This window comes from Caldalkalibacillus uzonensis (genome assembly GCF_030814135.1).
Classification (GTDB): Bacteria; Bacillota; Bacilli; order Caldalkalibacillales; family Caldalkalibacillaceae; genus Caldalkalibacillus; species Caldalkalibacillus uzonensis.
On sequence record NZ_JAUSUQ010000003.1, the window covers coordinates 232,521 to 246,630 of the forward strand.

The window sequence follows — 14,110 nt, forward strand, 5'->3', positions numbered from 1 at the left end:
ATCACTTTAAATCTCATCCTCGCTTTGCTGCTGCACAGATTGCTTTAGAGCAGGATCAGAGTCACCATCTTGTCCGGCTTTCCTCTCCACTTCTGCTGTAGCACTTCCGGCCGCTGTACTTAACAGGCGGCGGTAACGTGCTGACCGTTCTTCCTGCTTTCCCTCTCTGGTTAAGCGCAGAAAAACAGGATCCAAAAGGGCGGCAAACAACCTTTGCCTCTGTTTTTGATCCGACACATGCTGCAATATTTCCTCGCGGCAGCTGGCCAAAAAATCAACATAGTCGGCATACACATCATCATAACGTTCCGCCAATTCTGCTGTAATCTTCTTGGCCAATCCCGGACTGGCACCTGAAGTGGAGACGCTGATCGAGAGCTTTCCCCGCCGGAACGTCGTCGGGACAATAAAATGGCTTAAATCAGGACGATCCACTATATTAATCCATTGCTGTGGTTCCAAAGCATTGTAAACCGCTATATTCACATGTGGATCATTGGTAGCGGCAATCACCAGGCGTGCTCCCCTTATATCTCCAGGGTCAAACTGCTTGTCCAGCCACCTGATTTTCCCTTGCCTGGCCCACTCTTTGAGGTCAGGTGCCAACTGTGGACTGACTACTGTCACTTGAGCCCCAGCCTCCAGCAGTTTACCCACTTTCCTGGCCGCTACTGTTCCTCCCCCAATCACAACAACGGGCAGCTCTTCAATGTTTAAAATGACAGGATATCCCGGTTTATTCACGCTCCCTCACCGTCCGTTACACCAGCTGATTGAAAGGTGGCCATTTCCCCGATCATGCGGCAGGCTGCTTCAACAAGTGGGAAAGCCACAGCAGCTCCGCTCCCTTCGCCCAGCCGCATACCCAAGTCAACTAACGGTTCTTTGTTTAATAAACGGAGGGCAACTTGATGTCCCGGCTCCTGGGAACGGTGGGCAGCAAGCAAAACATCATTGACATGGGGGCACAACCTGACGGCTGTCAGAGCAGCCACCGTACAGATAAACCCGTCCACAATGACAGGAATGTGATGCCTGGCTGCAGCCAGTATGGCCCCGGCCATTCCGGCAATCTCCAGCCCACCCACCTTGCTTAACACATCCACAGGGTCCTGTCCGTTGGGGCGGTGCAGTGCAAGGGCCCGGGCAATGACCGACTGTTTGTGGATCACCCTCTCTTGCTTCACCCCCGTACCCGGGCCCACCAATCCTTTCATTCGTTCAGCAAGTTCAGTTGTATCCGGCCCGGGATATGCACCGCTTGTATCACCACAGAGAAAGGCGGCCAGCATGGCACTGCTTGTCGTGGTGTTACCGATCCCCATTTCACCCACGATTAAACTTTTAATCCCGCGGTCAATCATGGCTTCTGCCCGCTCGATACCCACTTCAATCGCAGCTACAGCATCCTTCAGCGACATGGCTGTTTCTTTTAAAAAATTAGCAGTCCCATAGCGCACCTTGCGCGAGATTAAGCCCGGGGCCGCAAGGGGCTGGGCCACACCGATATCTACCACTTCCAGCATGGCTCCAATTTGGCGGGCAAACACATTAATTGCCGCTCCTCCGTTAAGAAAGTTGTGCACCATTTGCGCTGTCACTTCCTGCGGATAAGCGGAAACCCCTTCTGCAGCGATACCGTGGTCGGCGGCAAAAACAATGATTCCCGGGGGAGACACCTGGGGTTTCATGTGACCCGTGATTTTGGCCAGCTCCACCGCGATCGCTTCCAACCGGCCCAAACTTCCCTTAGGTTTCGTTAAAGTGTCCACATAGCGGGCCGCCTCTTGACCCACTTGATCATCAACAGACGGTATCCTCTGGCAATAGCGATTCAGGCTTGCTACCATTGTCTCCTCCTCCTTGTTTGATAGCTTCTCATCAATGCTTCAACTCGTTCTAATTGAACGTGTTTCTCCACTTCATCGGCGAGATAATCAAAGGCTTGTTCCCGTATGGCGGCAAATGAGACACGTTCTTTAAGCGGTGTCAGTCCTTTTTTCACCCGCAAATGGTTTAACAAAGTCCAGCGGAAGGCATCATTATGGAAAATGCCATGAAAGTAAGTGCCCATCACTGCCCCATCCTCGGTGATCAAACCATCAGTCCATGGCTCATTCCTGTGGTGGGCATCTTGTGCCGAGGCCTCATTTTCCCCTTCCCAATCCTTCTCCATGCTGTCACTTCTGTCCTCCACCTGGATCAAGGGGGAAGCACGCCCATGGGATTGGGCAAGAACCTGGGACTGGCCCATATGAATCTCATAACCGGCAACAGGAAACGTTTGTCCGTCAAAGGTTAAGCGCCCCCTTGAGCGGACCGTTGTTTTGGTTCGGGCCATGCGGGTGACAAGGGGGAGCAGCCCCAAACCTTCTGCTTCTCCCAGAGGCGTCTCCATGTGGTCGGGATCGGCAATGGCCCGGCCCAGCATCTGGTACCCGCCGCAGATGCCAAACACGATACTTTTCTTATCCCAAACCAGCTTCCTGATCTTGTTGGCCAGACCTGTTTTTTTGACAAAAACCAAATCTTCAATGGTGTTTTTGCTGCCCGGCAAAATGATCAGATCAGGCTGCCCCAGTTCATGGACCGCCGTCACATACCGCACCTTGCAGTCTGTTTCCGCCATCAGTGGATCAATATCTGTAAAATTGCTGATCATGGGCAGCTTGACCACCGCAATATCCAAGTCCTTCTCCTGCTCTGGGTCCGGTTTGACATGATTGAGCACCACTGAATCCTCGGCCTCAATCCATAATCCGTGAATATACGGGAGCACGCCCAGTACAGGCTTTCCCGTATACTTTTCAAACCAGTCCAGACCCGGTTCTAGCAAGCTGAGATCGCCCCGAAACTTGTTGATAATGACGCCGATCACCCGCTCCCGGTCTTCCGGCTCCAGAAGCTCCAGGGTCCCTACCAGATTGGCAAACACGCCGCCGCGTTCAATATCGGCCACCAAGATCACCGGCGCATCCGCCATCCTGGCCACACGCATATTGACCAGCTCCCGGTCATTCAAGTTGATTTCCGCCGGGCTGCCGGCCCCTTCAATCACAATGCGTTCATACTCCTGGGCCAGCCTGGTGTACGCTTCCCTTATCACGGCCAAGCCCTGCCCGAAAAACGAGGTGCGATATTCCCCGGCTTTCATATTTTTAAGCGGACGGCCGTGTACCACAATCTGAGCTTCCGCTTCCCTGGAGGGTTTAATCAAAATCGGATTCATATCGGTGGTGGCGGTCACCCCCGCGGCTTCCGCTTGCACTCCCTGGGCCCGTCCTATTTCCTTGCCGTCAACGGTAATATAAGAATTTAAGGCCATATTCTGTGATTTAAACGGAGCCGTCCGGTAGCCCCGCCGGGCAAACAGGCGGCAAAAAGCGGTAACCAGCACACTTTTGCCCACATCAGAACCCGTGCCCTGAAACATTAAGGGCAGGGCCATGCCGCGGGAAGATTCTTGCCGCTGGCTAGCCATGGTTCTGCCACTCCAGACAAGCCTCGATCCAGCGCTCCACCAAGTCAGGAGTCGAAGCAAAGTGCAAATGGGTATACCCGGCAATGAGCCCTTTGTACCGAATCCCTTCTGCCTTCTTCCCTCTCAATCCAGATGTGCGGTAAGCCGCCGGAAAGTCTCTGTGCCGCTCAAAAACCGAGTAATGAAACTCGTGCCCCTTGGCTTGACCACCGTCCGGAAGCAGGTAGTTGCCTGACTCTCCCGTTACCTCCCTGTAGCCCAAGGCAGCCAGCTTGTCCTGCATCTTCACTTTGCCCGGGATGATGCCCACCATGTCATGCACTTTTCCTTCGGTGGTTTCAATGGATTCAGTCAGATACATAAACCCGCCGCACTCGGCCAGGGTGGGCATGCCGTTTTCAATCGCCTGCTTAACAGATGCCTTAACCTTCGTTTGCCCAGCCAGTTCTGCGGCAAACTCTTCCGGAAACCCGCCCCCGATATACAAACCGGCACTGCCAGAAGGAATCGGCTCTCCGGCTAAGGGAGAGAAAAAGGCCAGCTTGGCCCCGTAAGCCTCCAATAACTCCAGATTTTCCGGGTAATAAAAGTTGAAAGCAGCATCCTTGGCCACCGCAATCTGTACCTGTGGTTCACACTTTGGCTGGAACAGGCTGGCGTCTGCTCCAATCAGGGGTTCTGCCTGAGCCAAGCTCAATACCTGCTCCACATCAACGGTCTGGGACACCCACTCGGCCAGCTGGTCAAAAAAGGTGTCCAGCTCCCCCCGCTCAATGGCAGGTACCAATCCCAGGTGCCTTTCCGGAATTTGAACCTTATCATTCCGTTCCAAATAGCCAATAACCGGAATACCGCATTCCTGTTCAATGGCCTGCCGTACCAGACGGAAATGACCTGAACTGCCCACCTTGTTGGCCACAACCCCCACAATATTGACTGCAGGTTCCAAGGCTTGAAATCCTTTCACAATGGCCGCAGCGCTCCTGGCCATGCTGTGACAATTGACCACCAAAAGCACCGGGCTGTGTGTGATCAAGCTGATCTCCGCTGTACTGCCCCGGTTATTCAACGGGCTTTTGCCGTCATAAAAGCCCATCACTCCCTCAATAATGGAGATGTCGGCTCCTGCACTTCCCCTCTTCAGAATGGCCTTGACCACCCCTTCGTTAAACATCCAGCTGTCCAAGTTGCGTGAAGGGCGCCCCGTCACAGCGGTGTGGTAAGTGGGATCAATATAGTCTGGGCCGCACTTAAAGCCTTGGACGGTATATCCTCTTTTTTTCAACGCGGCCATCAAACCTAGTGTCAGAGTGGTTTTACCCACTCCGCTGCCTGTTCCGGCAATGATGATTCTCTTTTCTGTCACGTTTGATCCTCCTATCCTCGCATCCGGCTCTTATCTTACGCTTTAGGCATGATGGAGACGGCCAACTGAAATGGTCACATTGCCCGATTTCTTCTTCACCAGATCAAGCTCATGAACACCGGTGTACACTTTGACCGCCGGTTCACTGACGCCATACGCTCCGGTGTACTTGTACACGGCCTTTGAAGGTTGTTCAATGGGTACAGCGTTCAATTGTTCCGGACGATAGGTGACAAACTCCCAGCCGTATTTCATGACAATGTCCAACAATCCCTGTTCATCTTTTTTCAAATCAATGGTGCATAACGCTTTGACACTTTTAATGGAAAACTTTAATTCAGCCAGCGTCTCCTTAATGACAGATTCGATTTCTTCAGCGCTGGTCCCTCTATTACACCCGACACCTAAGACAATCACTTTGGGCCGGTACAACACCCCATTGTCCAAAATGGCTTCTTCTTCCGCGTTGAGTATGCGGTGTGTCACCACCAGAGCAGCTTGCGGGTTCATGTCTAAAGCCTCATTTATTTTTTTAAACACTTGAATGTTGGCCGGCAAAGGACGATCATACGTCCACCAGTTCCGTTCCCCTGATTCTTGCACCACAGCCACCTGTTCTTCATTGACCACCGCGGCACTGACAGGTGTCAGCTTCTCAGCTGATTCCCATTCCCAGCCAAACTGGCGTCCAAACAGGTCAACAGCAATAGTCTGTTGCACATCGGAAGCCGTCGTCACCACCGGAGTTGCTCCCAGACAGGCAGCCACCTCCCGGGTCAGGGTGTTGGCTCCCCCCAAGTGTCCGGAAAGCACACTGATGGCAAATTGGCCTTTATCATCGACAACCACCACTGCGGGGTCCGTTTTTTTGTCTTTGAGCAAAGGTGCAATCATGCGGACGACAGCTCCAAGGGAAATCATTAAAATAAGACCTCTGTATGCTTGGAATAAAGCGGGCAATAAAAGACGGACACTGCCGTCAAACAGCTGGATGCCTTTCTCCGCTTCGTCCCCCTGTTCAAATTTGGACATGTAATAGATATCGGTTTGGGGCATGAGCTTCCCAAGTTCCCGGGCCATGCGCACGCCGTGCTTGGTAATGGCGACGACAGCAAAAGCACCTTTAGCCACAATATTGGCCTCTCTGCCTTCTTCCAACTGAATCACCATCTGCTGGATCATCACTGCTCCACCCCCTGACGGTACCCGTGTGTAAAAGAGGGATCGTACAGCTTGGACCGGTAAGCAGCCAGCTTCTCCTGATCAGGCTCTAATGCCCAGCCTGCTAAAATCATGGCCTGGGAACGGATCCCGGCCTGGTGCATCTCTTCCGGCAAATCACGCAAAATGGTACGTATCACTTTTTGGTCGGGCCAGCTGGCTTTATACACCACAGCAACCGGTGTTTCTTCACTCCAGCCTGCCTCCTTTAACTCTTGAACCACCTTTTTGGCTAATGTGGCACTGAGAAAGAGGGCCAGCGTGCAGTGATGACGGGCTAAATCCTTTAACTTCTCCCGCTCGGGCATCGGTGTCCTGCCCTCTGTCCGGGTCAGAATGACGGTTTGGGTCAGTTCAGGGATGGTCAGCTCTGCCCCTAACACTGCAGCCGCCGCAAAAACCGAGCTTACACCCGGGATGATTTCATAGGCAATGCCGGCCTGTTTTAAGCGGATGATCTGTTCCATAATGGCCCCAAATACGGCTGGATCTCCGGTGTGGACGCGGGCCACTACTTTTCCTTCCCGGACGCGGGGTATGATGATGTCCATCATTTCTTCCAAGCTTAAACCCGCACTTTTAATCACTTCTGCTTCCGGCTTGGCCTCGGCTATCAAGCGCTCACTCACCAAAGAATCGGTATACATGACGACATCGGCCTGGCGCAACAGGTTTAATCCCTTGACAGTGATCAGCTCGGGATCTCCGGGCCCGGCCCCAATGATATACACTTTCACCTTTTTCTCACCACCATCAGTGTTAAATACTCCAGCTCCAATCCGTCTAATTGCTTCACATCCCAAATCACTTCTTCATCTGATGTCACTTTGGTTACCACGGACGCACAGTGTCGAAGATCAAGTTCATCCAGCACAGACAAGAGCAGATCCAGGACCTTGGCCACCTTCAAAAAGACCACACAATCGTTCTCCAAGAGCACCTTGCGCAGCGTTTCCCGGTCATCTGTAGCCGGAACGATGGCGATTCTTTCCTCCCCATCGGCCAAATCGATCCCTAACCGTGCGGCGGCTCCATTGATGGAGGAGATACCGGGCACCACCTGGATATTCACCTCGGGATGCTGTTCTTCCATGACCCGTTTCATATGAATAAAAGTGCTGTACAACAGGGGATCCCCCTCGGTCACAAAAGCCACGTCTTTTCCCTGCTTAAGGTACTCCCACAGGGTGGCAGTTGTGTTGTTCCACTCCCGTTCCAGGATGTTTTTATCTTTAGTCATAGGGAAGACCAAGCCCACCAACTGTTTTTCATCAGCCGGAATAAACCCTTCGGCAATGCGGTGCGCATAGCTTTTGCTTCCTTTCCTTTTTTTGGGGTAGGCAATAACTGGGACCTTCTGCAAAATGCGAAACGCCTTAACGGTGATCAGTTCTGGATCTCCCGGTCCCACCCCGACACCATACAATGTTCCTACGCTGCTCATGTCTGGTCGCTCCTTTCTCTGGAAGCCCTCAAAATAAATACCGGATTAAGGGCAAGAAAGCGGTTCATATTTAAAATGGGCTTGCTTCTGGACACTTGAACTTGTGTCACCTGGGTGGCAAAACCCAGGGCCTTAAAAGCGGCCAAGGCTTGGGATAAGGTCTCAATCGTTGCTGCATTCAGTACCATCGTCCCGTGAGGCTTGAGACGGCTGGCACATGTGTTCAGCAAAGCTTCCAAATTTCCTCCTGTGCCCCCAATGAAAATGGCGTCAGGATCAGGAAAATCCTCTAAACCATCAGGAGCTTTACCATGTTTTAAAACAAGATCTGTCCGGAAGATCAGCATATTACGCCGGCACAACTCTAAATCAGCTTCATTTTTTTCAATGGCATAGACAGCTCCTTCGCGGGCCAACCGGGCTGCTTCGATGGCCACGGATCCTGTACAGGTGCCAATGTCCCACACCACACTGTCCGTCCGTAAGCCTAACTGGGCTAAGCTGAGCACGCGCACTTCTTTTTTGGTGATCAGGCCTTTATCCGGCTTGCGCTGGGCAAAAGCCTCATCGTCGATGCCCAGGGGCCACTGTGGCGAAGGCCCTACCCGTTTTAAAACCACAACATTGAGCGGAGAAAAATGAAGTTCCACCATCTCGTCCAATGTGTACCAGCCTGTACGCTCATCTTCCCCGCCCAGATTTTCAGCAACAAACGCTTTGTACTCGGTCATGCCAAACTTTATAAGATAAGCAGCAATGGCCTGCGGACTGTTGTTCACATCCGTCAGCAGTACCACTTTGTCGCGGCCATCAATCCGTTGGGCCAGACCGGTCATTGGACGGCCATGCACACTATGGATATAGGCATCTTGCCAGCTTTCACCCATGCGGGCAAAAGCCAGTTGCAGGGAACTAAGGCTGGGATACACCTCAACCGGCATCTGTTTGGCCAAATAACCCCCTATGCCGTAAAACAAAGGGTCTCCAGAGGCTAAAACCACTGTTGGACGGGTTTCTTCCTTTAAGCGCCGCGCCAAGTCTTTCAATCCGCCAGAAATTTCCACTTTTTCACCCTGGTAATCCGGAAAAAATGCTAAATGCCGCTTTCCCCCAACCAGGACCTGACTCTCCTCAATCCAGCGTCGATAAAGAGGAAGCAAACTCTGCTTGCCGTCGTCTCCAATGCCAATCACCTTAATGGCTTCTGTCATTGATAATCGCCCTTCCTAGTAAAACGCCTTTAAAGGTAAAAATGACCGTTTCCAATTCTATCCCACCGTCAACCTCTTTTAAGCCGGCACGGCAGCAAGCCTCACACAGCTTTTCAAAAAAACGGGTGTACCCGTGCTCATGCATCAAGTTCCCCACTTCCGCAGCTGTATTCGCCTGTCTGACCGCTTCAACAACCTCCGGAGAGGCCTCGCTGTCTTTCGCCAGTTCAGCTAAAAAATTAAAGTCAACCGGGGCGCTTTTGGAGTGGACCATCATCACCCCTTGAGCCACTTTAGAAAATTTGCCCATCATCCCTGCCAGAGAGACGTGCCTGATCCCTTGCCGTTTGCATTGTTTAAGGGCAAAACCGACAAAGTCTCCCATTTCGATAAACGCCTCCTCAGGCAGATGAGGATATAAGCCCATGGCGTGCTTTTCACTGCGTCCTCCCGTGGTTAAAACCAGGTGTTTACATCCGTTTAACCGGGCCACTTTAATCGCTTGGGCCACGCTGGCTTTATAAGCCGCCGTGGAAAAAGGCACAACAATGCCCCGGGTTCCTAATATAGAGATGCCACCGATAATCCCCAGGCGGGCATTTAACGTTTTTTCCGCTATTTTTTCTCCTTCGGGTACAGAGATGACCACCTTGACTCCCCGGGAGACCCCATGCTGGCTCAACACCTCCCGCACCGTGTCTGTGATCATTTTGCGGGGCACCGGGTTAATCGCCGCTTCTCCAACCGGCACGGGCAACCCCGGCTTAGTCACCCGGCCGACGCCTTGGCCGCCATCCAGAACAATCCCAGGCTCAGCCAGCCACGTGACCGTGGCCTCAATTAAGGCGCCATGAGTCACATCCGGGTCATCCCCGGCATCTTTGACTGTTCCGGCTGTCGCCTGCTGTGGGGAAAAATGGCAATGGGCCATCTGAAACGTGGCCTCCTGGCCGATGGGTAGCCGGATCGTGGCTTCCTGTTGCTGCTGCTGGGTGACTAAGGCCGTTAAAGCCGCTTTGGCCGCTGCCGTGGCGCAAGCACCCGTGGTGTAGCCGTGGCGCATCTTTTTTTCTGGATTGCTGTTTTCTTGTTTATTGCTTTCTTGCGCTTGGCGTTGTTCTGAACCCAAGTTACTCAACCACCTGTTCGGCCAGAAGGGATAAAGCATTGACAGCTGCAACTGTTACTGTGCTGCCGCCTTTGCGGCCAATGTTGGTGATATAGGGAATGTCCAGTTTGGCCAGCTCTTCTTTGGACTCCGCAGCAGAAACAAACCCGACAGGAAGCCCAATGATCAGCCCCGGTTTGGCTTCTCCCGCTTTCACCAGCCGTATCAATTCCAACAGTGCCGTGGGCGCGTTGCCGATAGCAAAGATGCCTCCTTCTGCCTCCTTCACCGCTTTGCGCATAGCCATGATGGCCCGGGTCACATTGTGCCGTTTCGCTTCTTCAGCCACATCAGGATCAGAAATATAGACATTGACCTGGCTGCCGTATTTCTCCAAACGGGGTTTATTAATCCCCACTTGAACCATTTGCACATCGGCCACCACCGGCCGGCCCTGACGAATCGCACGCACCCCGGCTTCCACCGCCTGGGGATGAAAGATAAGACTTCTGCCTAGTTCAAAATCGGCTGACGCATGGACAATGCGCTGCACAACAGTAAATTCGGCCTCTGAAAAGTCATGGGCCCCAAACTCTTCCTTGATGATCTCAAAACTTTTACTTTCAATTTCCTGTGGCTGTATGGTGATCGGTTTAAAGCCGCTTGAAAATTCCACGTTGCTTCTACCTCCCATATGTTTTTATCAAAAAGAAAGCACACCCGAACATGCTCAACTGCTTTTAGCGGATAAAGTTACACCCCAGCAAGCAGGAACTCCACTGTTGCAGATGGTGCAACACCTCATCGTAAGTGTGATAACAAACCCCGTAGTCCACTTTGGGCCGTTTGATCATAATCACCTTTATTCCTTTTTCAAGGGCCGCCTCCACCTTTTCATCCACCGCTCCTACTTTGCCGCTCTCTTTGGTGACCATCACATCCACACTGTAATGGTCATACAAAGCCTGATTTAATGCTTTAGAAAACGGCCCTTGCATGGCGACGATGTGCCGCTGTTCAATGCCCAGCTGCTCACATCTCTCCATATTTTCCTTGCGGGGCAGCAAACGGACAACAAGCGTCACCTCAGGGATCCCCAGCAGCCGGCGGGCAAAGATGTCCACTGTTTTGCTCCCGGTGGTGAGCATGATGACACCCTTTTGTTGGGCTGCCGCCTCAGCGGCTTGTTCATAATCGTCAACCCAGATAATATGGGGATGCTCAAAGACCTGATTCTCCCGCTCATAGCGAATATAAGGAATATTGGCTTCCTGCGCTGCCTGGACGGCATTTTGTGAGGCTTGATCGGCATAGGGATGACTGCCATCCACCACAACCCGGCAGCCATGACGTTTAATGACGTCGACCATCTGCTCTGCCGTCAGACGGCCAACGTGTACCTCAAGGCCAGCTTCATTCAGCCGCTTGGCCGCGCTTTCGGTCACCACCGAAGCCAGCACCCGGTACCCTCTATTCTTGATGGCCACAGCCAGTTCCCGTGCATCACTGGTACCAGCCAGCATAAATATCACGCGTGATCTCTCCCTTCTTGCATCAGTGCCTCCTCGTGGCTGTTCGTCCACCTGCCGTGATCCTAACGATGTTCGTGATGGTGATCATGGTGATGGTGGTGATGATGGTGGTGATGATCCATATGTTCCAGGGCATGGAGGCGGTACTGGCACAGATCACAGTTCATCCGCACCTCACCTGCAAAGGCTTCACGGACCCGCTCCAGTAAAATCGACTGCAATTGATCATGATAACCAAAATAGGGGGCCATGCTAATCTGACAAGAAGGATGTTGTTCTCTAAAGCGTTCAACCATACGGGCCATGCGCTTGATCAACACACCTGTAAACAGAAAATAGGGAAGCACGACCACCCGTTTGGCGCCAAGCTGCACACAACGCTCAAATCCCTCCTCTAACAGGGGCTCAGTCACGCCCATAAACGCAGTCTCCACCCATTTCACGTTCACCTTCTCCCACAGCAGCCGGGTCAGCTTATACAACTCACTGTTGGCATCGGGATCGGAACTGCCCCGGCCCACCACCAGTACCGCGGTTTCCCGAAGTGCTGCGTTGTCTTGCTCCTCTGTTAAACCAAGCCCGCTTTCCTTCAGCCTAGACAGCAAGATATCCACCGTTTGCGGATGCTGCCCCAGCGGCCGCCCGTAGTGAAAGATGACCTCAGGGTATTTACGGCGGGCTTCATCCAGTTCATGGGGGATATGCAGCTTGGAATGGCCAGCAGGAAGCAGAATGATGGGAATGACAGCCACTTCTGTTGCCCCGTCGGCCACACATTGCTCAATGCCCTCCATGATGGTAGGAGAGGCAAACTCCAGATAACAGTGATGCACAAGATAGTCCTCCAGTTGCGGCCTCATCATGTCAACAAAGGTGGCCACTTCCTGATTGCCTTCAGGATCTTTGCTGCCATGCCCCACAAACAGGACCCCTTTCCGTCTCTTTTCCAACCGTTTCATCCGGTTCTCCTCCTTCCGGTACTTAATCCCCGCAAGCCACTGGCTCCACCGTGATCGGCGGCCGCATATCTTGATATTTAAAGCCCTCAATTTCTTTGACGCGCTTGAAAAACTTATGGAAGCGCTCATTGGGATGTCCTTCTTCCACGTACAAACGGACAACGCGTTCAATCAGGTCAACCAGCTCTTCAGGGGGGATGCCCTCTGCCACAGGCTGTCCCGGATGGGCTGTACGGCTGAGACCCTTACCGCCCAAAAACAGGTCAAAACGTCCTTTGCGGTAGACAATGCCAATATCGTCATTCACCGCGCCGTAACAGGCCATGCCACATCCGTTAAACCCAATTTTCAAGGTTTTGGGAACCAAAAGGCCTCCCAGCCGCTTGTGCAGCTCTTCCGCATAGGGGATGGAGTCAAACTTTTCCCCATCACAAAAGTCACACGCTTTGATTTGCACCACGTCGCCCACCGGTTCAACCAAAAAGCCGGCTGCTTTTAATTGTTTGACCACCCGCTCCGGATCCCGAGTGGGGATTTCCACCACCAGCTGATGATGGCGGCTGTAGCGGATGGACCCTTTTTCACCAACCACCTCGGCCAGCTTCTGCAATTGTTCGGGTTTAAACTGTTTGTTTGCCAGACCCGGACTGACCGCCGCTTCAAAGATCTCCTCTACCTGCCCAGACAGTGGGGCCTGGGAGGAAATGGCGGTTCCTTTCTGCGAAGTGATGGCTGCTTCTTGTTGAGGAGCAAGTCTTTGCCACGCTTCCATCGCCCACTGGTACGGTGTTTTTTCCGCCCCTTCATCAACTGCTTTCTTTTCTGTTCCTGTTGTTTCAGCCGGTTTTGCTGGTGCTGGCTTATCTGTCGCAGGCAAAGCCCACGGCTCCGCTTCTTGGCGCAGCCGCTCATGGGGTGCCAGGGGCTGTTCATCTTTATCCAGCGTGTATTTACGCTGATACCCCCGAGGGGTAATCATTTTGCCGTCATAAACAAAGGTAGTCGAGTTACCGATAATCACCGTGGTTAGCATGCCAATTTCATGTTCCAGCATCTCCTTCAAAGTGGTCAGCACCACGTGCTGTCTCTCCCGATAAGCACTTTTGACCAGTCCTACCGGTGTTTCCGGCGAACGGTGAGCCAGTAAAATCTGCTGGGCTTCCAAGATTTGACGGGTCCGCCGCCCGCTTTTAGGGTTGTACAAAGCAATAACAAAATCAGCCATGGCCGCTGCTTCAATCCGTTTTTTAATCAATTCCCACGGGGTCAGATGGTCACTTAAACTGATGGTGCAAGCATCGTGCATCACCGGAGCTCCCAACAGAGAGGCACAAGAGTTGATGGCCGTTATGCCCGGGATAATTTCTACCGGCACCCCCGTCTCTTCCCGCCATCCTTTGGCGATCAGCACTTCATACACCAGTCCGGCCATCCCGTACAAACCGGCATCACCACTGGAGATCACCGCCACCTTTTTCCCTTCTTCCGCCTTTTTAACGGCCGCCTGGGCCCGGGAAACTTCCTCTGTCATTCCGGTGCTGACAATCTCCTGGCCGGTTAAAAACGGGCTGATCAACTCAACGTAAGTTTTGTAACCGATAATCACGTCGCTCTCTTCCAGGGCTTCCTTGGCCCGGTAAGTCATATTTTGCAAATCCCCCGGACCGAATCCCACAACCATGATTTTGCCTGACATCGCTTATCCCTCCATTCTTCAGATTCACTCTCCCAACGATGGTTCGATCACTACCTCTTTTTTCAATTGGATCAATAATTAAAAGCTTCTGA

13 protein-coding genes are annotated in these 14,110 nt (G+C 52.6%); all 13 read right to left on the reverse strand.

Going from position 1 to position 14,110, the window contains the following annotated elements; all coding sequences use genetic code 11:
- Window positions 1-6 precede the first annotated feature (6 nt).
- The 13 genes from J2S00_RS05720 to cobJ all read right to left on the reverse strand — a co-directional run bounded on the left by J2S00_RS05720 (window position 7) and on the right by cobJ (window position 14,018).
- Window positions 7-744, reverse strand: a complete 738-nt coding sequence (locus J2S00_RS05720; RefSeq protein WP_307336620.1) for a precorrin-2 dehydrogenase/sirohydrochlorin ferrochelatase family protein — start codon at window positions 742-744, stop codon at window positions 7-9.
- The gene (gene cobT / locus J2S00_RS05725) at window positions 741-1,850 is read right to left on the reverse strand and encodes a nicotinate-nucleotide--dimethylbenzimidazole phosphoribosyltransferase (RefSeq protein WP_307336623.1); all 1,110 of its coding nucleotides are present in this window, start codon (window positions 1,848-1,850) and stop codon (window positions 741-743) included. Before cobT ends, J2S00_RS05720 begins: the two co-directional genes overlap by 4 nt.
- On the reverse strand, window positions 1,844-3,481 hold the full coding sequence (locus J2S00_RS05730; RefSeq protein ID WP_307336626.1) for a cobyric acid synthase: 1,638 nt from the start codon (window positions 3,479-3,481) through the stop codon (window positions 1,844-1,846). Before J2S00_RS05730 ends, cobT begins: the two co-directional genes overlap by 7 nt.
- Window positions 3,474-4,847 (reverse strand): cobyrinic acid a,c-diamide synthase CobB, encoded by a 1,374-nt coding sequence (locus J2S00_RS05735; RefSeq protein ID WP_307336628.1) that lies wholly within the window; start codon window positions 4,845-4,847, stop codon window positions 3,474-3,476. The genes J2S00_RS05730 and J2S00_RS05735 overlap by 8 nt, the downstream gene beginning before the upstream one ends.
- Before the next feature lie 42 nt (window positions 4,848-4,889).
- Window positions 4,890-6,017 carry a cobalt-precorrin 5A hydrolase gene (locus J2S00_RS05740; RefSeq protein ID WP_307336915.1) on the reverse strand — a complete coding sequence of 376 codons (1,128 nt, stop codon included), beginning with the start codon at window positions 6,015-6,017 and terminating at the stop codon, window positions 4,890-4,892.
- Window positions 6,018-6,028: 11 nt separating this feature from the next.
- On the reverse strand, window positions 6,029-6,805 hold the full coding sequence (gene cobM, locus J2S00_RS05745) for a precorrin-4 C(11)-methyltransferase (RefSeq protein ID WP_307336630.1): 777 nt from the start codon (window positions 6,803-6,805) through the stop codon (window positions 6,029-6,031).
- On the reverse strand, window positions 6,802-7,512 hold the full coding sequence (gene cobI / locus J2S00_RS05750) for a precorrin-2 C(20)-methyltransferase (protein ID WP_307336633.1): 711 nt from the start codon (window positions 7,510-7,512) through the stop codon (window positions 6,802-6,804). Before cobI ends, cobM begins: the two co-directional genes overlap by 4 nt.
- Entirely contained in the window at window positions 7,509-8,723 is a 1,215-nt protein-coding gene (gene cbiE, locus J2S00_RS05755) for a precorrin-6y C5,15-methyltransferase (decarboxylating) subunit CbiE (RefSeq protein WP_307336636.1), read from the reverse strand. Before cbiE ends, cobI begins: the two co-directional genes overlap by 4 nt.
- Window positions 8,707-9,852, reverse strand: a complete 1,146-nt coding sequence (locus J2S00_RS05760; protein WP_307336638.1) for a cobalt-precorrin-5B (C(1))-methyltransferase — start codon at window positions 9,850-9,852, stop codon at window positions 8,707-8,709. The genes cbiE and J2S00_RS05760 overlap by 17 nt, the downstream gene beginning before the upstream one ends.
- 1 nt (window position 9,853) lies before the next feature.
- On the reverse strand, window positions 9,854-10,507 hold the full coding sequence (locus J2S00_RS05765; RefSeq protein WP_307336641.1) for a precorrin-8X methylmutase: 654 nt from the start codon (window positions 10,505-10,507) through the stop codon (window positions 9,854-9,856).
- 64 nt (window positions 10,508-10,571) lie between these two features.
- On the reverse strand, window positions 10,572-11,363 hold the full coding sequence (gene cobK / locus J2S00_RS05770; protein ID WP_307336917.1) for a precorrin-6A reductase: 792 nt from the start codon (window positions 11,361-11,363) through the stop codon (window positions 10,572-10,574).
- 62 nt (window positions 11,364-11,425) lie between these two features.
- The gene (locus tag J2S00_RS05775; protein ID WP_307336643.1) at window positions 11,426-12,322 is read right to left on the reverse strand and encodes a sirohydrochlorin chelatase; all 897 of its coding nucleotides are present in this window, start codon (window positions 12,320-12,322) and stop codon (window positions 11,426-11,428) included.
- Window positions 12,323-12,344: 22 nt separating this feature from the next.
- Entirely contained in the window at window positions 12,345-14,018 is a 1,674-nt protein-coding gene (gene cobJ / locus J2S00_RS05780) for a precorrin-3B C(17)-methyltransferase (RefSeq protein WP_307336646.1), read from the reverse strand.
- Window positions 14,019-14,110 lie beyond the last annotated feature (92 nt).

Coding starts and splice junctions, on each gene's coding strand:
- cobT (WP_307336623.1), bottom strand. CDS start 1,850: ATGGTAGCAAGCCTGAATCGCTATTGCCAGAGGATACCGTCTGTTGAT.
- J2S00_RS05730 (WP_307336626.1), bottom strand. CDS start 3,481: ATGGCTAGCCAGCGGCAAGAATCTTCCCGCGGCATGGCCCTGCCCTTA.
- J2S00_RS05740 (WP_307336915.1), bottom strand. CDS start 6,017: ATGGTGATTCAGTTGGAAGAAGGCAGAGAGGCCAATATTGTGGCTAAA.
- cobI (WP_307336633.1), bottom strand. CDS start 7,512: ATGAGCAGCGTAGGAACATTGTATGGTGTCGGGGTGGGACCGGGAGAT.
- cbiE (WP_307336636.1), bottom strand. CDS start 8,723: ATGACAGAAGCCATTAAGGTGATTGGCATTGGAGACGACGGCAAGCAG.
- J2S00_RS05775 (WP_307336643.1), bottom strand. CDS start 12,322: ATGAAACGGTTGGAAAAGAGACGGAAAGGGGTCCTGTTTGTGGGGCAT.
- cobJ (WP_307336646.1), bottom strand. CDS start 14,018: ATGTCAGGCAAAATCATGGTTGTGGGATTCGGTCCGGGGGATTTGCAA.